Genomic DNA, 22,626 nt, shown 5'->3' on the forward strand with positions numbered 1-22,626 from the left:
TTAGTCTTTCATTTCTCCATCAACTTTATAAATAAAAGCAAAAACTTCGGCGATCACTTCGTATAAATCAGCCGGGATCGGCGTGCCGATTTCGAGTTGATCCAACAGCTCCGCCAGCGTTTCATCTTCGCGGACGGGAACATCGTTTTCCTTCGCCCGCGCGATGATATCCTCTGCGATCTGTCCGTGCCCTCTCGCTTTCACAACAGGCGCGATGTTTTCCGCATGCCGATACGTAAGCGCCGCCGCCATTCGGCTTTTATTCTTATATGCGCACATCAAATCCCCTTCCTCCAATCGCCTTCCGCTCCTTCGTTTCCGATCGCTTCTCCGTTTGATTCCAGTGATAGGCGACGAGCTGAAAGCCCTGCTCCTCTAGCCTTTGCGCCAACACCGGCTTCAAAAGCGCGACAGCCCCCGGCTCTTTTCGATCATTATAAATTTGCACGGAAACGCTCTTTTCTTTTATAAATAAATCCAGCACCGTCTCTTCCAAATGTTTTAATTTCAGGAAAAATAAAACTCGTGTGGCGGTGTCCTCCTGATCCCGTTCGTGCGCATGGGTTTGCCATTGAATAAAACCGTCCGTTAAATAACCATCGAGATTAAGCGGCAAAAAGCCGGCGCCTTGCGAAGGGTCCGTGTTCAGCAGCTGAAAGCCGAGAGATTGCTGTAGGAGCGGCAGAAATTGCTGGCGATCCGCCTGGATGACTGTTCGCAGATTCAACACATCGTCCGCTGGGCGCCCGAGGGCGGCAAGCATCGTTTGCAGGCCGGAAGTGTCCGGGCGTTCACGCGTAAGTATCGTGCCTTGTGCCAATAGTTGTTGTGCCGCTTCCGTGGGAAGATTTCTAAGTTGGACCGTTAACGTTTGAGGGCGGGCAGCGCTTTTTAACGCCCGCCAAATGCTTGGGGTGAGCGGGATTCGCTTTTCAATCGCCCGGTGCGCGAGTTGCACATACGCCTCGGTCACGCGCCTCTCCCCTTTCAGCCGTTCGGCCGCTTGCATGAGATCCGACGAACGAAACGGCGTTTCATTTCGAAGAAGCTGCTGGGCCAAGGCGCGCGCATATTTATCATCCGGAATGCCAGACGATAAAGGCTCCACCTTTAATCGCGGCAATCCATCGATCGATTGAACGTGAAAAAGGTAGCGGCCGCCGACGCTGAGTGCCGTTTCCAACTTTGCCACGAGCGTATGGTTTCCGGTTTCAATCGTGGCAAGCTGCCCAGAGAACAGACGGGACACGGTGCCGCTGAACATTTGGCCAATGCGAAACGTCGGTTGCGATTGTCCATTGTTATTTAATTGGCCGGAGAGAGCGGCGATATCCATCTTTTATCTCCTTACGCTTCCCGAGTGATGACAGGTTGAAACGAGCGGCGGTGCTCCGGAGTGGGTCCTTCGCGATCGAGGGCCTCCAAATGCGCTTTCGTGCCGTAACCGGCATTTTCGTTAAACCGATAGGCGGGATAGTGTTCATGCAACGTTTTCATATATGTATCACGGGTCACTTTCGCGACAACGGACGCGGCGGCAATGCTCGCGCTTTTGGAATCGCCCTTGATTAACGGGGTTTGCGGAATATCGAGCGGCAATTCCATCGCATCGATGACGAGGTGGTCCGGACGGTTCGCTAATGTTTCGACGGCGCGCATCATCGCCCGGCGAGAAGCTTGATAGATGTTGATTTCGTCGATTTCTTCCGGCGTCGCTGTACCGATGCCCACATCCGCGGCAGCAGCAATGGCTTCGTAAAACTGCTCTCGCTGGTCGGCGGTTAGTTTCTTCGAATCGGTAAGGCCCGGCAATTCAAGCGACACAGGCAAAATAACCGCAGCGGCTGTCACCGGACCGGCGAGCGGCCCTCGGCCCACTTCATCAATGCCGGCGATTTGCGCACTGGGAACACTGAACGTTTTTTCATACGCGCGCATGTCCCTGAACTGTTGGATTTGCCGGAATTCCCGTTCGCACATACGGTCATAGCGAACGAGCAAGTGTTGGACGCCTTTGCGTTCATCGGCGCGTAATTCGTTGATCCAATCGTCCGATGGACGGTTTTCGGCAAAAAGGTGTGACTTGATCTGCGCGATCGATACGCTTTTTCTCACCACGTTCCCCTCTTTCTTTTTATATCGGTTAATCCTTTGGTTTTTCCAGTGAGATTGGGCCAAGTTTTTGCGAACGGAAATCACGAAGGATCACTTCTGCCGCCTGGTCAAAATCGACATCACCGCCGGCGATGAGGCAGCCCCGTTTTCGACCGATCGCTTCAAAAAGTTCCACGCCTTCGCTCGGAAGCTCGGATAAGTTATAGCGTTCCTTCAACGCTTCGGGATACCATTTGTGCAACTGTTGGATAAGATAAAGCACGACGTCTTCAAAAACGAGGCGTTCATCCTTGATCGCACCGGTGATGGCAAGCTTGTAGCCAACCTCGGGATCTTCGAATTTTGGCCAGAGGATGCCGGGGGTATCGAGGACATCCATCTGGTTGCTCACCTTCAGCCAGTGATTGCCTTGGGTGACGGCCGGTTTGTTGCCCGTTTTTGCCTGATTTTTTCCCACGAGGCGGTTAATGACGGTTGATTTGCCGACGTTGGGGACGCCGACGATCATCGCGCGGATGGAGCGGTTTTGAATGCCTTTTTTTTGCAGGGATTCCATTTTCGGTTGGGCGAGCCGTTTCACCTCCTGGACGAGCTTCCCGGTGCCTTGGTTATGCTTGGCGTTCATGAGGACAACGGGTTCGTCGTTTTGCTCGAAATAATGCTGCCATGCTTTTGTGACGGTTTCGTCGGCCATGTCCGTTTTCACGAGCGCGAGCACTCTCGGCCGGTCGGAAAGGATATCGTCAAGGACCGGATTACGCGACGCCTGCGGGATGCGAGCATCAGCGAGTTCAACGACGACGTCCACACGTTTGATCAACTCTTGGACTTCGCGTGTCGCTTTTGCCATATGCCCCGGAAACCATTGGATCGTCATGTTGGTTCACCTCCTGAGTGGTGATTTTATCAGCCGAAATCGCCCCGATATCAGCCAAAGCTTGGAATATATCAGCCAAAACAAACGATTTATCAGCCATACCCCAATTCCGGATTCTTCAACGCACCCCGGATTCGGGCTGTTTCCTTTTTTGAGGTGCATTGGATCGTTCATGAAACCTCTAATCTACTTATTTTCCGTTGCTGTTGTCAAAGCTGGATGCAAGGAAAATCCATCCTATAAGCAAAAAAACCTTGCACTTTTGGCAACATACGGAGGGACGGTGCTGCAATGGCGAGACTCCAGCGGAAAAACGGACGCGTCAAGCCCCCGCAGCGCCGGTTTTGCGCGAGGAGGCTTGACCGTTCGTCCGCGGAAAGCGAAGCCATGGAAGCGGCATCCCGGCTTCAGCTGATAGCCGCACGTTGTTCAGCAATCCCTGCATTATTTTCCCTTTTAATGGTGTCATGAACCGCCTTTTCCTATAAAAAAAGAGCCTGGTGTCCAAGCTCTTCTCACGATCATTAGCGAAGTTCTTTGACACGCGCGGCTTTTCCTTGGAGCTTGCGCAAGTAGTAAAGTCTTGCTTGGCGGACACGGCCGCGGCGTTTCACTTCGATTTTGTCAATGATTGGGGAATGGACAGGAAATGTCCGTTCAATGCCAATTCCGGATGTAGCCTTGCGGACGGTGAACGTTTCGCTCACGGAACTTCCGCGGCGTTTTAAGACAACGCCCTGAAATACCTGAACGCGCTGACGGCTTCCTTCCACAACTTTTACGTGAACGGCTACCGTATCTCCCGGCCGAAAGTTAGGAAGGTCATCTTTTAATTGAGATTTGTTTATTTCCCGGATCAAATTGCTCATTTTCGTTTTCCTCCTTTCTTCTCGGATGCTCTTACGGGGATTTATTCCCACCGAAGCGGAACATCGGATTCAAAGGCATTTGCCAATAGAGAACTTGGCTTATCGCCAATGTAAATCATAGCATAGAGTGCGCCGTTCAGCAACGTTTCATCCGGAATTTGTTCTGCCGGCTACGATGATTCAGTACACAGTATGCCTAATAACGGAACGGCACTAAATTTTTTTGCAAAATGCCGGGGGATACAAGGGCATTCAGTTATGCATCGAACAAACAAAGGTCATGGCGACCGTACTGTTGTGCTTAATACTTTTTCGGGCACCATGAGACCTTTATGATGACCGAATACGTATCCTAAGCCTCTATCACGGGCGCCATGAAACGTTCATGAGGACTGAATGCTATAAAAGGAGGCGTTTGCGGTCAACATGAAGCTTTCATAGCGACCGAATGCGCGCAATCATCGCTCTTTCGGTCGCCATAAACCAACGTTCAGAACCCCTTATTCATCCTCAAACTCCCGCAACCATTCCCTTTCTTCGTCATCCATCTCGTGTGCCTCTAGCAAATCGGGGCGCCGCTCCCACGTGCGTCGTAATGATTCCTTGCGCCGCCATTGCTCGATGTGGGCGTGGTTTCCGGATAATAAGACGTCCGGCACTACCATGCCACGGAAATCGGCGGGACGTGTATAGTGGGGGTGCTCCAACAGCCCGTCTGCAAATGATTCTTCTTGCGCCGAGCTTTCATTGCCGAGGACACCCGGAAGTAAACGGATAACGCTGTCGGCGACGATCATTGCCGGGAGTTCTCCTCCCGTCAGCACATAATCTCCAATGGAGATTTCGTCGTTCACGACCGAGCGAATGCGCTCATCATAACCTTCGTAGTGCCCGCAAACGAGGACCAACGCTTCTTCTTTTGCAAGCTCCTCGGCTTTTTCCTGCGAGAACGGCGCACCCTGCGGGCAGAGCATAACAACGCGGGCATTTCCACCCGACGCGCCCCGAACATCCTCCACAGCGTCCACGAGCGGTTGAGCGCGCAACACCATTCCGGCGCCTCCGCCGTACGGATAATCATCAACCTTGTTGTGCTTGTTATCCGAATAGGTGCGAAAATCGGTTACTTCATACTCCGCCGCGCCTTTGTCTTTTGCCTGTTTCCAGATTGATGACGAGGCAACACCTTGAAACATTTCCGGAAAAAGCGTGAGAAAATTGATCTTCATTCATCGATCAATCCTTCCAGCAAATGAACGATGACGCGCCCGTTTTCCACATCAATCGTCTGCACGACTTCTTTTGTGTACGGGAGCAGAATCTCTTTTCCGTTGCCTTCGACGACCCAAACGTCATTGGCTCCGGGGGATAAAATTTCCCGTACCTTTCCGAGAAACTCGCCATCTTCCGTATAAACGTCTACCCCGATGATTTCACTATAGTAAAATTCATTTTCCGGTAAGGAGGCACGCATGGAAGCATGGATCTCAAGGATCGCGTTTTTCAAGTGCTCGGCGTCCTCCTTCGTTTCATAGCCTTGAAACATGAGCAGATCGAAGTGTTTATGTTTGCGATGCGCGCGCACTTCCAGTATTTCCACGTCCCCATTTTCTTTCACCGCACGCAACTCGGACGTTTTAGCAAACCGTTCTTCAGGAAAATCGGTCGTGGCAATGGCGCGCACTTCTCCGGTGAACCCGTGTGTATTGACAATTTTTCCAACTTCGTAATAATCAGTGCCGGATACTGTCATCCTCGTCTTCTCCTTTGGAACGAATCTCGCGAACGATGTCATCTTCAATAATAATTTCATCTTCCAGCCGATGCGCCGACCAACGATCCCCGACCTGAACATCCGTAAACCTTTGCACCTTTTCTCCGGTGACGAGCGAACCTTCCGGCAATGTTTTCACTTTGCTTTCCCTGAAATTCAGACTTTCAATTCGTTGTCCGCGTTTATTTATCTCACTATTGTATTTGGCATCGACGGCAGATTTATTGCGGCCCGTCTGTTCTTTCAGCTGTTTTTGATACTGAAAACGCAACTGTTCGATTTCAGTGTTCAACCGCTCTTTTTCAGAACCTATTTTTTTTAAAAGTTTCTCCCTATAGTCTTCGGTCAGGACGTGGCGAACGAGTACATTTTTTTCAATTCTCATGACTTCACCTCTTTTATGTTAGAAAAACTGGAATTATCACCAAAAATGGCGAAAATCACCGTTTTCCTTATACTATCATCCGAACCATTGACAATTTCTGATAGTCAGATCAAAAAGGGAAGGCAAAGCCTCCCCTTTCGTTAATCAGCAATATTAAGCCGGACTTTGCCCTGATTTCTATTTGCCGCCGTTAACACGTTTCGAATCGCGTTCGCGACTCTTCCATTTTTGCCAATGACTTTCCCAATATCTTCCTCGTGGACAGATAGGGTCAGCACGGTCATCCCGTCGACGTCTTCTTCCTGAACAGCAACGTCATCCGGATGGTCGACCAATGAACGGGCAATCGTTACGACTAGTTCTTTTAACATAAAATAATCCTACTTACCGTATTTCGCTTGATGGACTTTTTCCATCAACCCACGTGTCGTAAAGAGGTTGCGAACGGTATCTGATGGTTTCGCGCCGTCGAGCATCCATTTAACCGCCTTCTCTTCATTCACCTGAAAATCACTCGGTTCCGTGAGCGGATTGTACGTGCCGATTTCCTCAATGAAACGTCCGTCTCTCGGAGCACTGGATTCAGCAACAACGACACGGTAAAAAGGTCGTTTTTTCGTTCCCATTCTTTTTAAACGAATTTTTGTAGCCATGATTTATTCCTCCAATTTTTATCAGTCGCATTTTCACATTTGCCTATTATAGACAAGTTTTCTTTGCTTGTAAAGGGTTTTTCCTTTTCAGCGCATGAACGGCAATTGCATGCCGCCTTTTCCTTTCTTTTTGCCTCCGCCCATCGACGACATTTGTTTCATCATTTTTTTCATGTCTTCGAATTGCTTGAGCAATTTGTTCACGTCTTGCACCGACGTTCCGCTCCCCTTTGCGATCCGACGTTTGCGGCTCGCGTTCATCAACTTGGGGTCTTGTTTTTCCGCTTTCGTCATCGAGCGCACGATCGCTTCGACGCGACCGATTTGGCTTTCATCCAACTGCATGTTTTTCATGCCTTTCATCTTGCCGGCACCGGGCATCATGCTAAGGATGTCTTCAAGTGATCCCATGCTTTTCACTTGTTCCAGCTGTTCCAGAAAATCGTCAAACGTGAGATCGGCGTTGCGCATTTTCTTTTCCAACTCTTTGGCACGCTCTTCATCTACGTTTGTTTGTGCTTTTTCGATAAGCGAAAGCATATCTCCCATTCCGAGAATTCGAGACGCCATGCGTTCGGGATGGAACGTTTCCAACTGGTCGATTTTCTCGCCCATCCCGGCAAACTTGATCGGCTGCTCGGTGACGGCGCGAATGGAAAGGGCGGCACCGCCGCGGGTATCCCCGTCCAATTTCGTGAGGATGACGCCGGAAACGGGCAATTGCTCGTTAAATTGTTCCGCAACATTAACGGCATCTTGGCCGGTCATGGCATCGACGACGAGGAGGACTTCATGGGGCCGGATCTCGTCGCTCATTTGTTGCAACTCGTCCATCAGCGCTTCATCCACATGCAAACGGCCGGCGGTATCAAGGAGCACATAGTCATGATTCTCCGCTTTTGCCTGCTCGACCCCTTCCCGGACGATGTCAACGGGATTGGCTTCGGTTCCTTTGGAAAAAACAGGCATCTCCAATTGCTTTCCGAGGGTTTGCAACTGATCGATGGCAGCGGGACGATAAACGTCAGCAGCAACAAGCATCGGGTTTCGGTTTTTCTCTTTGCGCAAATGGTTAGCGAGTTTCGCGGCGGTCGTCGTTTTCCCGGACCCTTGCAAACCGACCATCATGACAATCGTTGGCGCTTTATCGGCGACCTCCAGTTTGCTTTCTTCTTTTCCCATCAGCTCTGTCAGTTCTTCGTTGACAACCTTTATGACTTGCTGGCCGGGGGTTAAGCTTTTCATTACTTCCTGTCCGACGGCGCGTTCTTTAATGCGATTCACAAACTGTTTGACGACTTTGAAGTTCACATCGGCTTCAAGGAGCGCCAGGCGGACTTCCCGCGCCATCTCTTTCACGTCTGCTTCATTGACTTTCCCTTTGCCCTTAATCTTCGACATCGTCGCCTGCAAACGCTCGGCTAAACCTTCAAAGGCCATTGTGTCCCCCCTATTCTTCAGATCGTTCCAATTCATCTACAATGGAAAAAAAAACCGGTGATGCGGACGCGCTTGCTTGTTGGCGAAGCTTTTGGTAGAGGTGTTGGCGACGGCGGTACCGTTCGTCGAGCTGTAATTTCGCTTCGTACGCTTCCAGCATTTCTTCACTGCGCCGGATATTATCATAAACGGCTTGGCGGCTCACGTCAAAGTACTCGGAAATCTCCCCGAGTGAGTAATCATCATAATAGTAAAGCTGCAAATAGTTGCGTTGCTTTTCGGTTAAGAGTGGATGATAAAAATCAAAAAGTGCGTTCATTCGCATCGTTTTTTCCAGCACTGGATTCACCTTATCTGTTAAGTGTATCGCCTTTACAAGGATACAGGGGTGAGCGGAGGATGTCAAGACCGGCTTTTGCTGGTATAATGAAGAAAATTAAATGAAAGGACGTGCCTCATGATTCTCAAACCCCGCGAAGTCCCCGCCGAATTAAAAACGCTGCGGCTCTTACGCCCCCGAATGACCCTTCCTGATGAGCAGCGCTATCTCTATCTTGAGAAAGGTTTTAAAGGCGAGCAACAATTGGATGCTTGGTTGGAAGACTTAACGACTGACTGTTTTGTAATCAACGACCTTTTACTAAACCAAGACCGTAATTTTTTTCAAATCGATAAGATGCTTATTTTGCAAGAAACGATTTATCTCTTGGAGTCTAAATATTCCAAAGGTGATTTTTTCATCGATGACGACAAATGGAAGACAATTTCCGGGATCGAAATCCAAGACCCCCAGCTTCAACTAAAGCGGAGCGAAACCCTCCTGCGAAAATTACTTCAACAGCATCGACTGAATTTTTCGATTGAATCCACGCTAGTTTTTACCCATTCTGAATTTTATCTGTACAATGCTCCTCCTAAACTGCCTGCCGTTTTCCCGAACCAAATCCATCGCTTCCTGGAAACATTAAACCGCCTAGAATCTAAAATGACGTACAAACATAATAAACTCGCGGAAAAATTACTGGCGTTGCATGTGCATAACAATCCGCATACACAATTTCCCGACTATGATTATCATGAGCTGAAAAAAGGCATCGTCTGTGTGAGCTGCCGTTCTTTTATGACTGATAAAGGTGTGAATTGGGTCTGTGCCAAATGCGGTTATGAAGAAGACAATAAAACAGCGATCACGAGAAGCATTGGGGAATACAAATTTCTATTCCCGAATCGAAAAATAACCACAAACAATATTTATGATTGGTGTGGAATGAAAAGCTCCAAAAAGAAAGTCAACAAAATTTTAACGAATAGTTTCACCCGCATGGGCCATGCAAATGCCTCCTATTATATCGATTGACACGGTGACACCTTTCCGGACCTTAGCGCGTGCTTCTGCGGACTCGGATCGGGTCGGTTTCACCTTTCTCAGTCTGCAGAACGTACTTCTGAGGACTCCGTTCGCTCGAGTTCCTCTTTCTCAGTCCGCAGATCGTACTTCTGAGGACTCGACTCGGTCGATTCCACCTTTCCCAGTCCGCAGACCGCACTTCTGAGGACTCGGATCGCTTGATTCTACTTTTCTCAGTCCGCAGACCGCACTTCTGAGGACTCGGATCGCTGATTCTACTTTTCTCAGTCCGCAGACCGCACTTCTGAGGACTCCGTTCGCTCGATTTCACCTTTCTCAGTCCGCAGACCTATCTTCTGAGAACTCCGCTCGATCGATTTCCCTTTTCCCAGTCCGCAGATCGCACTTCTGAGGACTCCGTTCGATCGATTCCACCTTTTTCAGTCCGCAGATCGTACTTCTGAGGACTCGACTCGGTCGATTTCACCTTTCTCAGTCCGCAGAACGCACTTCTGAGGACTCCGCTCGCTCGATTCCACCTTTTTCAGTCCGCAGATCGTACTTCTGAGGACTCCGTTCGCTCGATTTCACCTTTTTCAGTCCGCAGAACGCACTTCTGAGGACTCCGTTCGCTCGATTTCACCTTTTTCAGTCCGCAGACCGCACTTCTGAGGATTCCGCTCGCTCGATTCTACCTTTCCCAGTCCGCAGACCTACCTTCTGAGGACTCAACACCGTCGATTCTTCCTTTCTCAGTCCGCAGACCTACCTTCTGAAGACTCAACACCGTCGATTCTTCCTTTCCCAGTCCGCAGACATCTTTCCTGCGCCGCCCCTGCTTATGCTCGCTCGTCCACCGCGGATTCATCCTCTTCCGCCAGCTCCCGGAACAATCCGTACGTGAATTGCTCAGCATCAAATGGTTGCAAGTCATCGACGCCCTCGCCGAGGCCGACGAATTTGACGGGGATGTCGAGTTCATTGCGAATGGCGAGCACGATGCCGCCTTTCGCGGTGCCGTCCAGTTTCGTGAGCACAATGCCGGAAACTTCCGTTGCTTCTTTAAACGTTTTGGCCTGCGTCATCGCATTTTGCCCGGTCGTGGCATCCAACACGAGCAACACTTCGTGCGGGGCTGACGGGATTTCGCGGCTAATGACGCGTTTTACTTTTTCCAGTTCTTTCATTAAATTAACCTTGTTTTGCAAGCGGCCGGCCGTGTCGCAAAGCAGCACGTCCGCGTTTTTGGAGCGGGCGGATTGAATAGCATCGTACATAACCGCCGCCGGGTCCGATCCTTCGGCTTGTTTAACGACATTAACGCCGACATCCTCACCCCAGGCGGCCAATTGCTCGATCGCGCCGGCACGGAACGTATCTCCCGCAGCCAAAACGACGTTTTTGCCTTCGGATTTAAAACGCTGGGCGATTTTTCCGATTGTCGTCGTTTTTCCGACACCGTTCACGCCGACGAACAGAACGACGGTCATGCCTTCGTCGTTCATGTTCAATGCGTAATCTTCGCCGCTATAATCGAGTTTGGCCGTTAACTTTTCACTGATGACCGGCAACACGTCTTGGGGGGTTTTCACATTTTGGCGTTTCACTTCCGTGCGCAGTTCTTCGGTCAGTTCCATGACCGTATGCACCCCTACGTCCGCAGAGATCAACAATTCTTCCAGTTCCTCAAAAAAATCTTCGTCCACGGTTCGATACCGTGCCGCTAAGTCGTTCATTTTTTCCGCAAACGAATCGCGGGTTTTTTCCAATCCGTCTTTAAATTTCGAGGTGACCGTTTCGGTCTGGGCGGAAACCCGTTCCTTTAATTTTTTAAAAAAATTCATGGCGTGTCGCTCCTTCCTATCGTTTGCAGCTCTTCTTCTGCTTCCGTTTCGGGGACATAGTCTTCGAGCCGGACGGAAACGAGGCGGGAAACGCCTGACTCTTCCATGGTCACGCCGTATAAAATATCACTTGCGACCATCGTTCCTTTCCGGTGGGTAATGACGATAAACTGCGTTTGATGGCTGAAGGTGCGCAAATAATTGGCAAAGCGTTCCACGTTCGCTTCATCAAGGGAGGCCTCCACTTCATCAAGCACACAGAACGGGACCGGCCGCACGTGGAGAATCGCGAACAAAAGGGCGATCGCGGTCAGGGACTTTTCCCCGCCCGAAAGCAAGGACAACGATTGCCTTTTTTTTCCCGGAGGGCGGGCGTATATTTCAATGCCCGTTTCCAATAAATGGTTTGGGTCTTCCAACAAAAGATCCGCTTCCCCTCCTCCAAACATTGCCGAAAATGTCTCTTGGAAATACGTGCGAATCAACGAGAATGTTTCCCCGAATTTGCGCGTCATCTCCTCGTCCATTTCACGAATGGCGGCGACGAGCGTATCTCTCCCCTCTTGTAAATCCGCTTGTTGTTCCGATAAAAATTGATAGCGTTCGTTGACGCGCTCATAGTCATCAATTGCGCCGATGTTCACGTGCCCGAGTTCATCGATGCTTTTTTGCACGAGTTTTAACCGTTTGCGCGCGTCTTCGACTGTCTTCTCTTCAAAAGAAGGCCGTTTTTTCGCTGCTTCAAATGTGATTTCATAATCCGTTTGCAACCGTTCGAGCAACTGGTCCAGTTCAATATCAAGGCGATGGCGGGAGAGTTGCAATTGATAGCGTTCTTCTTCAATGTCCGCGGTACGTTTTTCCAAAACGGCAAGGTGGTTCTCTTTCTTTTCGATCAACTGTTGTTGTTCTTCCCGCTGCGCTTTTAAGTCAGACGCTTGTTGCTCTATTTCCGCTTTCTTCGTTTGCAATTCCTTGATTTCCCCGTCAAGGTTGTCCGAGCCCCCGGATACTTCTTGCAGACGCGTTTCCAGCTCTTTTCTTTCTTTCATGGCAGCGTGTAAATCGTTTTGCTCCTCGGCGACATCGTTTCGCAAACGTTCAACGGTTTGTTTTTGGTGATCCAATTGTTCTTTTTTTGAGGCAGCTTGGATGCGCAATTGCGTAGACGTTTCTTGCAGCGCTTGTTCGGACTGGGCTTGTTCTTCTTTTTCTTTTTCCTTCTCGTTAATGTCTGCCTGGATACGTTCGGCCTTTTCCGATTCCTCGCGTTCACGTGTCTCGAGGTGTTCCAATTGAACTTCCCATTCCCGAAGTTCGGATTCCAACGCTTGTTTTTCTTTCGTATATAACGATAGCTCTGCGTGCCTTTTGCCTGCCTCTGCCTGGACATGCACGTGCGTTTCTTTCGCGTCCGCCAAACGGGAACGGACGTCTTCGGTTTGGCGCTTGTGTTCTTCCGTCTCTTGGCGCAGCGTTTCGACCTTTTGTTTGATGGCGGCGACGGTCTTTTCCGATTTCTCGTTTTCAGCGTCCAATTGTTTTTGTTTTTCTTGCAGCTCTTCTTGTTCCCGCTGCCGACTCAAGAGCTCCATGCCTTTGCGCTTATCGCTGCCGCCGGTCATGGAACCGCCGGGATTGATGACTTCCCCTTCGAGGGTAACGATACGGTTGCGGTACTGAACGATTTTGGCGAGACGATTTCCCGCTTTTAAGTCAGTGGCGAGCACGACGTTGCCAAGGAGGTTTTCAATCACCGGCGAAAAACGCTGCTCTGCCGTGACCACTTGGGAAGCGACCCCGCAAAACCCTTCCGCATCGCGCAATCGTTCCTGCACCGTATCGGGGACTGCTCGCGGCTTCATGACGGAACGTGGCAAAAACGTGGCGCGACCTTGGCGATTCATTTTCAAAAATTGGATCGCTCGACGGCCATCTTCCTCCGATTCGACGATAACGTGCTGCTGTGCTCCTCCAAGAGCAGTCTCCACCGCTTTTTCATACCGTTCGTCGGTAGAAATGAGCGAACCAACGGCTCCGTGGACCCCGGTTAACTTTTGGGCATCCGCCGCTTGCAACACCGCTTTCACCCCTTGAAAAAAACCGGCATGTTCTTGGTCCATCCGTTGGAGCAATTGCAAGCGAGAACGGGCATCGTCGAGTTTTCGATAGTTCGCGTACAATTGTTGTTCCGCTTTTTCTTTTTTCCCTTGTTCCGCTTCGAAACGGGCGCGGGCGTCTTCATATGCCGTTTCTTCGGATTGGAGCTGTGCTTCAAGGGCTTCGTAGGATTGTTTCGCTTTCGCTTCTTCTTCGTTTTGCTTTGCCAAGTGCTGTTCGCTGTCTTCGTTTTCGGCAAACAGCCGTTTCAACCGTTCCCGGACCCGCTCTTTTTGTTCATTGCTATAGCGCCGTTCGTTTTTGCTCGTCGCGTGGGCGTTGAGCGCATCAATATACTCGCCCTTAAGGGTTTCCAACTCCGCTTCCACATCTGCTTTCGTTCTGTTCTTTTTCTTTTCGAGGGTTTCCAACTCTTTTCTGTTTTCTTGCTCAGCCTCGATTTTTTCGTTCAGTACAGCGGCTTCTTTTTCCAATTGCGCGCTTTTTTGCTCCCACGTTTCCTGCAATTCGCGAATTCTGCGGTCCAACGCTTCCAAGCGCTCATTGGCGTTAGTCCCTCTTTCTTCCATGAGATTGCGGTGGCCTTCCCGTTTCTGCAAGGCTTCACTCGTCTGCAACAATTCGTTTTGCGCAGCATCCAGCTTGTTTTCCGCATCGGCGAGCGTTTCTTTTTTTTGAGCCAAATCTTCTTGCGCTTCGAATAACGTTTGTTTTTCCGCTTCCGCTTCGCTCTCCATTTTTGCAAGGGATTGTTTGTATGCTTCCCAAGACGCGTGCTTCGCTTCGATGTCATGGGCGAGAATGGCGACGTCCAATCGTTCTTTTTCCTCATGGTGTTGTAAATATTCCCGAGCGGTTGACGCTTGCAGCTCCAACGGCGCCAGTTGTTCTTCGAGTTCATGGATAATATCTTGCACGCGGTTCAAATTGTCCATCGTCTCTTGCAGCTTTTTTTCTGATTCTTGCTTGCGGGATTTATATTTTAAAACGCCCGCGGCGTCTTCAAACATCGTGCGCCGATCTTCCGGTTTCGAGGAAAGGATCCGATCCACTTCCCCTTGCCCGATCATGGAATACGCATCTTTTCCCAGCCCGGAATCAACGAGCAAATCGACGATATCTTTTCTTCGGCAAGCTTTGCGATTTAAAAAATATTCGCTCTCCCCTGTGCGGTACAGCCGGCGTGTCAGGCTGATCTCGTTGAATTCACGCATCATGTATTCATCTTCGTTATCCAAGATCAGGGAAACTTCGGCGATATTTACTTTTTTCCTGGATTCGCTTCCGGCAAAAATGACATCTTCCATTTTCGCCCCGCGAAGCTGTTTGGCGGATTGTTCGCCGAGCACCCAACGAATGCAGTCGGCGACATTGCTTTTCCCGCTCCCGTTTGGTCCGACAATGGACGTGATGCCTTCATTAAAATCGATGCTCAAAGGAGCGGCAAAAGATTTGAAGCCGGTCACTTCCAGTCGTTTTAAAAACAAAGACGCTCCCTCGCAATCTTTTTGCACTGAAACCTTTTCAAACAAGCTCATCCCTTCTACAATAGACAATAGAAAAGGAGGCCCGTCATGAACCTTAACGAAGCAACAGAAGAAAATCTTACCTACATTTTCGATAAACTACAGGAACACCTAAACGTGGTGAACGCCGCAGTGCTCGATCCGAAAGGCTACGATCTCCGGTATTATGATGATATAAAAGAGATCTATGAGCACGTGGACGGCAGTTCAAATCTTAGTGTAAAAGAAATGGACGCCCTCATTTCGGAACTGGGAAGAATTAAAGTCGAGAGTAAAAAATAAACCCGTTTTGCCCTCACCCACTGCGGGTGGGGGGCGGACGAATGGTGCCCAGATGAAAAACTGTCCCCTTTGTTCGGACAGTTTTTCCTTTCTTTCATGCAAAAATATCCGATAGCACCATGTGTTCGGCCACTTTCGCAGCCTCGTCCTACAAATCTGTTTGATACACCGATCCATGGCGCCCATTTCGACAGCCGCCATCCCATTTTGAGCTCCGCGAACGCTCCACGCCCCATCGCGCTCACTGTCCCTTATTATTTTCCGCGCTTAATTGCATCAGCGCTTTCTGGGCAGCGTGTTGCTCTGCCGATTTTTTCGTTTTTCCGATTCCTTCGCCTTGATGATCGCCATTGATGGAGACGCGGGCAACGAATTCCCTGCTGTGCGCAGGTCCTTGTTCATTGACGATTTCATATGCGACCGCTCCCGTTGAGGCTCTTTGGACAAACTCTTGTAGCTGGCTTTTGAAGTCCATTACATCCGTATAGCTGCCGGTTTCGATTTTTTCATAAACGGTTTGTTCAAGGAAACGGTCAACGGCTTCCATGCCCTGATCAAGGTAAAGGGCACCGACAAACGCTTCGAAGACATCCGCGAGCATAGCCGAACGTTCCCGGCCGCCCGTCAAATTTTCCCCTTTTCCGAGAAACACGAGGCTACCGAAATCATCATTTCGCGCAAGGTCTGCCAGCGAAGGCTCGCAAACGACGGCGGCACGCAGTTTCGTCATTTCCCCTTCCTGCATCGTATGAAAACGACGATACAAGTATTGGGAAACACATAATTCCAACACCGCATCCCCTAAAAATTCCAACCGTTCGTTATCGCTATCGGCGTTGTGTTTCTTTTCATTAACATAGGATGAATGGGTAAAAGCCTGATACAACAATTGATCATCATTAAATTGCAAACCTAATTTCGATAATAAATCCCGAAATTTCTGCACATGGGTTTCGCTTGCGTGTATTTTTTTCTTTTTATTTGGAGAGGATTTCATTTTTCTGCTCTTACAGCTCCTTTTTCTGAGAAAAACTTGACTTTCGCCAAGCATAGCGAAAGTCAAAGTGTTTTCTTCCCCTATCATCCAAGCAATGTTTACTTTCTGATGATAGGGGAAATCCGGAAAGGCGGCGAATATCTGACTTCCCGCCTCTCTTCCATCACTGCTGTCCTTCTATGTAGTTCACGACATCAGCGACGGTGGAAATTTTTTCTGCCTCTTCATCAGAGATTTCCATATCAAATTCATCTTCAAGTTCCATCACGAGTTCAACGACGTCCAACGAATCGGCACCGAGATCATCTTTAAACGTTGCCTCACTGATCACTTCCGATTCCTCGACACCCAACCGATCGACAACAATCTTTTTTACGCGATCCAGCGTTTCTGTTTTTGCCATTTTTACTTCCTCCTTTACTTCCTAACCCAGAAGTGTTTCTTTGTCATTATAGGATATTTGCCCATAAAAAACCAGCCTAACTTTATCGGGGGTCAGATTTCAGAAGCCAGATGTCAGAAAAACTTTCCAGTAACGAAGAATGATTTTCCGACTTCCTACCTCCGATTTCTGACTTCAGGACTTTATGGCATATACATGCCGCCGTCAACATGAAGGGTTTGCCCCGTCATATAGCGGCTTTTTTCCCCTGCGAGAAAACTGACCGTTTCGGCCACATCTTCGGGGCGCCCGAGTTCGCCGAGCGGGATTTGTGCCAGCAACCCTTCCCGCTGCTCCCCTTCCAGCTCGTCGGTCATTTCTGTTTCAATAAAACCCGGCGCGACAGCATTTACACGAATGTGACGGGAGGAAAGCTCTCTGGCCAACGTTTTCGTCAGCCCAACGACCCCTGCTTTTGCTGCCGTATAATTGGCCTGCCCGGCATTGCCGAGCGAACCGGTGACTGAGCCAATGTTAATGATTGACCCCGACCGCTGTTTCATCATTGGGCGTACCGCCGCTTTCGCGCAAAGAAAGACTCCTTTTAAATTCGTGTCGAGAACTTCATCCCAGTCGTCTTCTTTCATGCGCATGACTAAATTGTCCTTTGTGATGCCGGCATTGTTTACGAGTACATCAATCGCGCCGAATCGGTCCGTGACCGTTTTAAAAAGGGTTTTGACGTCCTCTTCCCGGGTTACATTTGCTTGCACGGGGAAGGCATCTACCCCATAAGATACGCATTCTTTTGCGGTTTCTGCAGCTTTTGCTTCATTTCCCGCATAATTGATGGCAACATCAGCACCGTTCTCGGCGAGATTAAGCGCGATGGCTCGTCCAATCCCGCGGGAAGCCCCGGTAACGAGCGCTTTTTTCCCTTTTAGCATTACGATCCCTCCTTTGCTTTCCATACAGCGTCGAGATCTGCTTGGCTTTCAACGGAAAACACGTGGACTCCGCGGCGCTGTATTTTTTTTACCAAGCCGGCCAACACTTGTCCACCCCCGATTTCGATAAAGGTGTCCACGCCGTCTTCAAGCAGAAAACGAACGCTGTCTTCCCACAAAACGGGAGCGGTTACCTGACTGACGAGCGCTTCCTTTAACGTTTTCGCATCGCTTGCCGCGGACGCGGACGCGTTCATTACAACCGGGACATCGCTGTCACGAAAGGCAACCGGCGCCAACACTTCTTGCAACTTCTCGCGGGCGGGCTTCATGAGCGGCGAGTGAAACGGGCCGCTCACGTTTAAAGATACAACGCGGCGGGCCCCCTGTTCCTGGGCACGCTCACCGGCTTCTTTGATGCCGTCCGCCGATCCGGAAATGACGATTTGGTTCGGGGCGTTCAGATTGGCGAGTTGTACCGGTTTTCCTTCCTCGTTGACTTCGGAAACGACCGCTTGCAAATCTTCCCTTTTCATCCCCATTACTGCCGCCATCCCGCCTTCACCGGCAGGCACCGCAGCTTCCATTAATTCGCCTCTTTTTCGAACAGCCAAAACGGCATCCTTAAAATCGATAACATTGGCGGCGACATGTGCACTGTATTCCCCGAGGCTGTGTCCGGCGACGTAATCCGGCTGCAAACCTCTTTCCGAAAAAAGTTGCAATGCTGCAGTGCTCGCCGTTAATAACGCCGGTTGCGCGTTTGCCGTTTTTTTCAGTTCTTCTTCCGGGCCGTTTTCCATCAATTCGGAAAGGGGAAAGCCGAGGGTTTCGTCTGCTTCGGTCAAAACCGCCTGCGCCGCTTTGTTTTCCGCAGCCGCGGTTATGCCCATTCCGATTGCTTGCGAGCCTTGTCCCGGAAACAAAAAGGCCGTTTTCCCCATTTCAATCCCTCCTCTGTTTTTGCAAATCAGCGGCAATAACACCTGCTACATCTTCGGAAACCATCTGCCTGGCTTGTCGGATGGCATGAAAAAAAGCGGTGTGATCAGACGACCCATGGGCTTTCACTACAGGCGCCTTCAAGCCAAACAAACCGGCACCTCCGTAATGAGAATAGCTTAATTTTTGCTTGATTCCTTTAAACGAAGGCTTCAAAGCTGCTGCCGCCAGTTTGTTTTTCATCGTCGTGCTGAGCTCCGTTTTTAAAATGGAAAACAGCGCTTCCGCCGTCCCTTCGATGGATTTCAGTAAAATATTTCCTGAAAAGCCGTCACAAACGACAACATCGCAAACACCGTTCAATACGTCCCGCGCCTCGACATTGCCGATAAATGTAAAGTTTGCTTCTTGCATTTGTTCAAAGGCTTGTTTGGATAATTCATTGCCTTTTCCTTCTTCTGCACCGATATTAAGTAATCCTACCTTCGGTTGTTTGCGATTTTTGACACGGCGCATATATACGTCACCCATAATGCCGTATTGGAATAGATGGGCCGCACGCGCTTCTATGTTGGCACCCACATCCAAAAGAAGGAATCCTTCTCCGTCAAGGGTCGGGAGCATCGGTGCCAGCGCCGGACGTTCCAATCCTTCAATGCGTCCGATTTGCAATAAACCGGTGGACATTAACGCGCCCGTATTGCCCGCGGATATACTGGCATCCGCCCGGTTTTCGCGCACTTCCTTGACAGCCAGAACCATCGAGGAATCTTTTTTGCGGCGCACCGCCTGGGTCGGGGTCTCGTCATTTTCAATCACACTCGTCGTGTGCAACACTTTGATGCGCTCGTGGCCCGATAGATGAGGGGTAATCTTTTCCTCGTCACCGACGAGCGTCACTTCAAGGTCTTCAAACGTCCGGACGGCTGCTAACGTACCGGCTACTTGTGCCTTTGGGGCATTGTCGCCTCCCATTGCGTCTATGGCTATTTTCATTGTGGAATGTACTCCTTTTTCTTGCTTTTTTCACGCTTCTTTTCCTTTCGACATGACGAACTCCCCTTTGAAAACGAGGGTCTGATTGACATAGCTGTCCACGGTTATGACAGGATAACCGTGACTTCGTTTTTTTACTTTTGCCTTCGCCACAACCCGTTCGCCTGCGTAAACTTGACGCATGAAGCGGATGTTCGCCCGTCCGGTTACCGCGAACGCGTCGTTGATGATGGCAACCGCGAGCGAGTTCGCCTGCGCGAAGAGGTGATGGCCCCTTGCAATGCCGTTGCGCGTAAACACATGGTCATCGGTAATGTCGAGGATGGAAATCGCTTGGTCATCCAGTTGTAAATCGACGATTTCTCCAATCACTTCTTCGTTTTGCAAAGCCCGTACATCATCATGGTTCGTCTCGGCCAACTGCTTGATACGCGTGCGGACTTCCGGGATTCTTAACTCGGAACGATCGAGGCGAATCGTTTGCACACTGACACCAAAACGCTCGGCCAAGGCCTCGTCCGTAATAAATGGATTGGCCTCAATCGTATCTTCCAGTTCTTGTTTCCGTTCAGCTTTCGTTTTTTTCATCTCTACCCTTCCAAAAATTAGGCGAGGAGGGATAGCCACCGCCACCGGCGACCTCCTTTTTGCTTCCTCTCAGTTTTATATTGCGCGTTTCTGTTTGACCGGGCATGGCAGATGCCGGGATTTTCCGATGCAGGCGCGGGATAATATTCACGCTTACACCTTTTTCTATGACTTGGTCCTAATTCTGAATCAAACGTGCATGAAAATCAAGTCTCTGATGGTGAAAAATGGAGGGACGCTTGTTTCCGTGGCGACCGGTTTGGCGGGAAATGCTCTAATTCGTGCGCCATGAGCGCTTCATAACGACCGAAAAGGCAATCAACTCCTGCGTTCGGGCGTCATAACCGCTCCTTGGTGACCGTAGCGCGGCGAGACAGTCCCTGTTTCGGGCTTCATAGACGCTTCATGGCGACCGATTCAACGAGACTATCCCCGCTTCGGTCTCCATGAACACCAAACCGGCTGTCTCTTCAATCCAATTTTTCCCCCGAGGTTGCGCCTGTTTGTTGCACATAGTCTCGCAAAGGTTGATATTCCCGATCATTCCAAAATGCCTCCGAGTCGAGCAACGTACTCGCATCTTGCCGGGCGGTGTCTAACGCCCGGTAATCATGAACGGGATCGGCGAGGCGGAACTCGGGCATGCCGCTTTGTTTTTGTCCGAGAAGGTCTCCCGGGCCGCGCAACTGTAAGTCTTTTTCCGCCAAAACAAACCCGTCGGTCGTCTCGGTCATGATGCGCATACGTTCTTTTCCCGTTTCCGACGCGGGATCACTCAGCAATATGCAATAAGACTGAGCCTCGCCGCGCCCGACACGTCCGCGAAGTTGATGGAGCTGCGAGAGTCCAAAGCGGTCTGCATCATAAATGACCATGATCGTGGCGTTTGCAACATTGACGCCTACCTCCACGACGGTTGTGGCTACGAGAACATCAATGGAGCCACCCGTAAATTCATTCATGGCTGTTTCTTTTTCTTCGTCCCGCAAGCGGCCATGCAAAAGTCCGATGCGACTGTCGGGCATGAACGTCTCCAATTGGGCATGGATATCGATGGCATTTTGCACGTCCAATTGCTCGGATTCTTCAATCAGCGGGCAGATAACATACGCTTGTTTTCCCGCGGCCGTTTCTTTTCGGACAAAAGCGATGATACGCTCGAGCATGTCCGGTTTTGCCCAGTAGGTTTTGACGGCTTTTCGTCCGCTCGGTTGTTCATCAATGCGAGACACGTCCATGTCTCCGTATGCCGTGATCGCAAGCGTCCGGGGAATCGGGGTTGCCGTCATGAACAAAGCGTCCGGATTTCCTTTATCCCGAAGGGCCCGACGTTGTTCCACACCGAAACGGTGCTGTTCATCTGTGATGACGAGGCCGAGATCATGAAAGGGGACCGTAGCCTGGATTAACGCGTGCGTGCCAACGATCACCGAAATCTCCCCGCTCTCCAGGCCGGCATGGATTTCCTTGCGGCGGGCGGTTTTCGTTGAACCGGTCAAGAGCGCGATTTCCATGCCGTAGGGATGAAAAAATTCGGCAAGGCTTTCGGCATGTTGAGAAGCGAGGATCTCGGTCGGCACCATTAACGCGGCTTGTTTCCCGGCGCCCACCACCGCATACATGGCACATGCGGCGACGACAGTTTTGCCCGAGCCGACGTCCCCTTGCAGGAGCCGATTCATTTTATGGTCTGCTTGAATGTCGGCGAGAATTTCACGAAGCGAACGCGTCTGTGCATGAGTAAGCGCAAATGGTAGCTCTTGCACGAATCGATGGGTGGCCGCTTCGTCAATCTTCGTCGGCTGTGCCTGTTCATTTTTTCTGCGCGTGCGTTTATACGCCTGGATGTTTAATTGAAAACGGAGGAATTCTTCGTAAACCACACGGCGTCTTGCATTTTTAAGCGCTTGCGCATTTTCCGGTTGGTGAAGGGTCGAAAGCGCCTCGGCGATCGTCGGCAACTTGTATTTTTTTCGCAAATTGGCAGGGAGCATTTCCACCGGGAACGCATCTTGTTGGATGACTTGTTTGATCCAGTTTTCCAGTTGACGAACCGTGAGTTTGCCGGTGATTGTGTACACGGGGGCGTAAGCACGCGTTTCATCAACGTCTCCGAACTCGATTCTTTGGGCGGTGAGCGTGGCGCGATACCGGTCCCATTTTCCGGTCACATTTACTTTCGTCTCCGGTTGCAGCTTATTTTTTAAAAACGCGCGGTTAAAAGCGACGACTTGAACGAGATGCCCATCGACAAATAAACGAAAAGAAAGACGGTTTTTTTTGGCTCCGTAGTATTTGACATTGGGCGGCCCTTGAACGGTGCCTGCGAGGGTGGCTTGCACGTCGTGCTCCAGTTCTTCCACCGGGCGGATGGCAACATTTTCATACCGATGGGGCAAATGCCAAAGCAAATCTTCCCATGTGAAAATACCGAGGCGGCTCAACTCCTTCACCGTCTCCGGGCCTACGCCTCTTAGCTCCTCAATACTTGTTTGCGGTTTTTTTAGGCTTGTCATGATTTTCCACGGGCCTCCGTTGCC

The 22,626-nt window shown here is 50.2% G+C and carries 24 protein-coding genes; 3 read left to right on the forward strand and 21 right to left on the reverse strand.

The window, feature by feature from the left end:
* The 4 genes from HUG20_RS11965 to ylqF are packed head-to-tail and all read right to left on the reverse strand — an operon-like array spanning window position 1 to window position 2,992.
* On the reverse strand, window positions 1–279 hold the full coding sequence (locus HUG20_RS11965) for an EscU/YscU/HrcU family type III secretion system export apparatus switch protein (RefSeq protein ID WP_200084913.1): 279 nt from the start codon (window positions 277–279) through the stop codon (window positions 1–3).
* Complete coding sequence (locus tag HUG20_RS11970; RefSeq protein ID WP_200084914.1) at window positions 266–1,336, reverse strand: hypothetical protein; 1,071 nt, start codon at window positions 1,334–1,336, stop codon at window positions 266–268. The genes HUG20_RS11965 and HUG20_RS11970 overlap by 14 nt, the downstream gene beginning before the upstream one ends.
* An 11-nt stretch (window positions 1,337–1,347) precedes the next feature.
* A complete protein-coding gene (locus HUG20_RS11975) occupies window positions 1,348–2,115 on the reverse strand; it encodes a ribonuclease HII (RefSeq protein WP_246476395.1) in 768 nt (255 codons plus the stop codon).
* A gap of 28 nt (window positions 2,116–2,143) precedes the next feature.
* Complete coding sequence (gene ylqF, locus HUG20_RS11980; protein WP_200084916.1) at window positions 2,144–2,992, reverse strand: ribosome biogenesis GTPase YlqF; 849 nt, start codon at window positions 2,990–2,992, stop codon at window positions 2,144–2,146.
* 172 nt (window positions 2,993–3,164) lie between these two features.
* Between ylqF and HUG20_RS11985 the strand changes: the two genes are divergently transcribed.
* A complete protein-coding gene (locus HUG20_RS11985) occupies window positions 3,165–3,407 on the forward strand; it encodes a hypothetical protein (protein ID WP_200084917.1) in 243 nt (80 codons plus the stop codon).
* A gap of 109 nt (window positions 3,408–3,516) precedes the next feature.
* Here HUG20_RS11985 and rplS read toward each other — a convergent pair whose 3' ends face one another.
* The 8 genes from rplS to HUG20_RS12025 all read right to left on the reverse strand — a co-directional run bounded on the left by rplS (window position 3,517) and on the right by HUG20_RS12025 (window position 8,453).
* Window positions 3,517–3,861, reverse strand: coding sequence for a 50S ribosomal protein L19 (rplS, locus tag HUG20_RS11990; protein WP_200084918.1), 345 nt, complete (start codon window positions 3,859–3,861; stop codon window positions 3,517–3,519).
* Between the two features lie 500 nt (window positions 3,862–4,361).
* Window positions 4,362–5,090 carry a tRNA (guanosine(37)-N1)-methyltransferase TrmD gene (gene trmD / locus HUG20_RS11995; protein ID WP_200084919.1) on the reverse strand — a complete coding sequence of 243 codons (729 nt, stop codon included), beginning with the start codon at window positions 5,088–5,090 and terminating at the stop codon, window positions 4,362–4,364.
* The gene (gene rimM / locus HUG20_RS12000; protein WP_200084920.1) at window positions 5,087–5,614 is read right to left on the reverse strand and encodes a ribosome maturation factor RimM; all 528 of its coding nucleotides are present in this window, start codon (window positions 5,612–5,614) and stop codon (window positions 5,087–5,089) included. Before rimM ends, trmD begins: the two co-directional genes overlap by 4 nt.
* Entirely contained in the window at window positions 5,595–6,020 is a 426-nt protein-coding gene (locus HUG20_RS12005) for a YlqD family protein (protein ID WP_200084921.1), read from the reverse strand. Before HUG20_RS12005 ends, rimM begins: the two co-directional genes overlap by 20 nt.
* A gap of 140 nt (window positions 6,021–6,160) precedes the next feature.
* Complete coding sequence (locus HUG20_RS12010) at window positions 6,161–6,391, reverse strand: KH domain-containing protein (protein WP_200084922.1); 231 nt, start codon at window positions 6,389–6,391, stop codon at window positions 6,161–6,163.
* 9 nt (window positions 6,392–6,400) lie between these two features.
* Window positions 6,401–6,673: a 30S ribosomal protein S16 gene (rpsP, locus tag HUG20_RS12015; protein ID WP_200084923.1), complete on the reverse strand. Its 273-nt coding sequence runs from the start codon at window positions 6,671–6,673 to the stop codon at window positions 6,401–6,403.
* Between the two features lie 87 nt (window positions 6,674–6,760).
* A complete protein-coding gene (gene ffh, locus HUG20_RS12020; RefSeq protein ID WP_200084924.1) occupies window positions 6,761–8,113 on the reverse strand; it encodes a signal recognition particle protein in 1,353 nt (450 codons plus the stop codon).
* 10 nt (window positions 8,114–8,123) lie between these two features.
* Window positions 8,124–8,453: a putative DNA-binding protein gene (locus HUG20_RS12025; protein ID WP_200084925.1), complete on the reverse strand. Its 330-nt coding sequence runs from the start codon at window positions 8,451–8,453 to the stop codon at window positions 8,124–8,126.
* A 117-nt stretch (window positions 8,454–8,570) separates the two neighbouring features.
* On the opposite strand from HUG20_RS12025, the gene HUG20_RS12030 reads away from it, so the two are divergent.
* Complete coding sequence (locus HUG20_RS12030; protein ID WP_200084926.1) at window positions 8,571–9,470, forward strand: NERD domain-containing protein; 900 nt, start codon at window positions 8,571–8,573, stop codon at window positions 9,468–9,470.
* An 830-nt stretch (window positions 9,471–10,300) separates the two neighbouring features.
* Here HUG20_RS12030 and ftsY read toward each other — a convergent pair.
* Complete coding sequence (gene ftsY, locus HUG20_RS12035) at window positions 10,301–11,305, reverse strand: signal recognition particle-docking protein FtsY (RefSeq protein WP_200084927.1); 1,005 nt, start codon at window positions 11,303–11,305, stop codon at window positions 10,301–10,303.
* Window positions 11,302–14,958, reverse strand: a complete 3,657-nt coding sequence (gene smc, locus HUG20_RS12040; RefSeq protein ID WP_200084928.1) for a chromosome segregation protein SMC — start codon at window positions 14,956–14,958, stop codon at window positions 11,302–11,304. Before smc ends, ftsY begins: the two co-directional genes overlap by 4 nt.
* A gap of 42 nt (window positions 14,959–15,000) precedes the next feature.
* Here smc and HUG20_RS12045 point away from each other — a divergent pair, with 42 nt between their 5' ends.
* Complete coding sequence (locus tag HUG20_RS12045; RefSeq protein ID WP_200084929.1) at window positions 15,001–15,234, forward strand: DUF1128 family protein; 234 nt, start codon at window positions 15,001–15,003, stop codon at window positions 15,232–15,234.
* A 241-nt stretch (window positions 15,235–15,475) separates the two neighbouring features.
* On the opposite strand, the gene rnc is transcribed toward HUG20_RS12045, so the two are convergent.
* From rnc to recG, 7 genes are all read right to left on the reverse strand, one after another.
* Window positions 15,476–16,231 (reverse strand): ribonuclease III, encoded by a 756-nt coding sequence (rnc, locus tag HUG20_RS12050; protein ID WP_200084930.1) that lies wholly within the window; start codon window positions 16,229–16,231, stop codon window positions 15,476–15,478.
* A gap of 163 nt (window positions 16,232–16,394) precedes the next feature.
* Window positions 16,395–16,634, reverse strand: coding sequence for an acyl carrier protein (gene acpP / locus HUG20_RS12055; protein ID WP_200084931.1), 240 nt, complete (start codon window positions 16,632–16,634; stop codon window positions 16,395–16,397).
* A gap of 182 nt (window positions 16,635–16,816) precedes the next feature.
* Window positions 16,817–17,560 (reverse strand): 3-oxoacyl-[acyl-carrier-protein] reductase, encoded by a 744-nt coding sequence (gene fabG, locus HUG20_RS12060; protein WP_200084932.1) that lies wholly within the window; start codon window positions 17,558–17,560, stop codon window positions 16,817–16,819.
* A complete protein-coding gene (gene fabD / locus HUG20_RS12065; protein WP_200084933.1) occupies window positions 17,560–18,504 on the reverse strand; it encodes an ACP S-malonyltransferase in 945 nt (314 codons plus the stop codon). The genes fabG and fabD overlap by 1 nt, the downstream gene beginning before the upstream one ends.
* Before the next feature lies 1 nt (window position 18,505).
* The gene (gene plsX / locus HUG20_RS12070; RefSeq protein WP_200084934.1) at window positions 18,506–19,498 is read right to left on the reverse strand and encodes a phosphate acyltransferase PlsX; all 993 of its coding nucleotides are present in this window, start codon (window positions 19,496–19,498) and stop codon (window positions 18,506–18,508) included.
* A gap of 30 nt (window positions 19,499–19,528) precedes the next feature.
* Window positions 19,529–20,086 carry a transcription factor FapR gene (fapR, locus tag HUG20_RS12075; RefSeq protein ID WP_200084935.1) on the reverse strand — a complete coding sequence of 186 codons (558 nt, stop codon included), beginning with the start codon at window positions 20,084–20,086 and terminating at the stop codon, window positions 19,529–19,531.
* Window positions 20,087–20,556: 470 nt separating this feature from the next.
* Window positions 20,557–22,602, reverse strand: a complete 2,046-nt coding sequence (gene recG / locus HUG20_RS12080; protein ID WP_200084936.1) for an ATP-dependent DNA helicase RecG — start codon at window positions 22,600–22,602, stop codon at window positions 20,557–20,559.
* Between the last annotated feature and the right edge of the window lie 24 nt (window positions 22,603–22,626).

The organism is Salicibibacter cibi, assembly GCF_016495865.1.
Taxonomy (GTDB): Bacteria; Bacillota; Bacilli; order Bacillales; family Marinococcaceae; genus Salicibibacter; species Salicibibacter cibi.

Bases quoted from the DNA above. Each gene is read 5' to 3' on its own strand.
- HUG20_RS11965 (WP_200084913.1), bottom strand. From the start codon at position 279: ATGTGCGCATATAAGAATAAAAGCCGAATGGCGGCGGCGCTTACGTAT.
- HUG20_RS11970 (WP_200084914.1), bottom strand. From the start codon at position 1,336: ATGGATATCGCCGCTCTCTCCGGCCAATTAAATAACAATGGACAATCG.
- ylqF (WP_200084916.1), bottom strand. From the start codon at position 2,992: ATGACGATCCAATGGTTTCCGGGGCATATGGCAAAAGCGACACGCGAA.
- HUG20_RS11985 (WP_200084917.1), top strand. From the start codon at position 3,165: ATGAAACCTCTAATCTACTTATTTTCCGTTGCTGTTGTCAAAGCTGGA.
- rplS (WP_200084918.1), bottom strand. From the start codon at position 3,861: ATGAGCAATTTGATCCGGGAAATAAACAAATCTCAATTAAAAGATGAC.
- trmD (WP_200084919.1), bottom strand. From the start codon at position 5,090: ATGAAGATCAATTTTCTCACGCTTTTTCCGGAAATGTTTCAAGGTGTT.
- rimM (WP_200084920.1), bottom strand. From the start codon at position 5,614: ATGACAGTATCCGGCACTGATTATTACGAAGTTGGAAAAATTGTCAAT.
- HUG20_RS12005 (WP_200084921.1), bottom strand. From the start codon at position 6,020: ATGAGAATTGAAAAAAATGTACTCGTTCGCCACGTCCTGACCGAAGAC.
- HUG20_RS12010 (WP_200084922.1), bottom strand. From the start codon at position 6,391: ATGTTAAAAGAACTAGTCGTAACGATTGCCCGTTCATTGGTCGACCAT.
- rpsP (WP_200084923.1), bottom strand. From the start codon at position 6,673: ATGGCTACAAAAATTCGTTTAAAAAGAATGGGAACGAAAAAACGACCT.
- ffh (WP_200084924.1), bottom strand. From the start codon at position 8,113: ATGGCCTTTGAAGGTTTAGCCGAGCGTTTGCAGGCGACGATGTCGAAG.
- HUG20_RS12030 (WP_200084926.1), top strand. From the start codon at position 8,571: ATGATTCTCAAACCCCGCGAAGTCCCCGCCGAATTAAAAACGCTGCGG.
- ftsY (WP_200084927.1), bottom strand. From the start codon at position 11,305: ATGAATTTTTTTAAAAAATTAAAGGAACGGGTTTCCGCCCAGACCGAA.
- HUG20_RS12045 (WP_200084929.1), top strand. From the start codon at position 15,001: ATGAACCTTAACGAAGCAACAGAAGAAAATCTTACCTACATTTTCGAT.
- rnc (WP_200084930.1), bottom strand. From the start codon at position 16,231: ATGAAATCCTCTCCAAATAAAAAGAAAAAAATACACGCAAGCGAAACC.
- acpP (WP_200084931.1), bottom strand. From the start codon at position 16,634: ATGGCAAAAACAGAAACGCTGGATCGCGTAAAAAAGATTGTTGTCGAT.
- fabG (WP_200084932.1), bottom strand. From the start codon at position 17,560: ATGCTAAAAGGGAAAAAAGCGCTCGTTACCGGGGCTTCCCGCGGGATT.
- fabD (WP_200084933.1), bottom strand. From the start codon at position 18,504: ATGGGGAAAACGGCCTTTTTGTTTCCGGGACAAGGCTCGCAAGCAATC.
- plsX (WP_200084934.1), bottom strand. From the start codon at position 19,498: ATGAAAATAGCCATAGACGCAATGGGAGGCGACAATGCCCCAAAGGCA.
- fapR (WP_200084935.1), bottom strand. From the start codon at position 20,086: ATGAAAAAAACGAAAGCTGAACGGAAACAAGAACTGGAAGATACGATT.
- recG (WP_200084936.1), bottom strand. From the start codon at position 22,602: ATGACAAGCCTAAAAAAACCGCAAACAAGTATTGAGGAGCTAAGAGGC.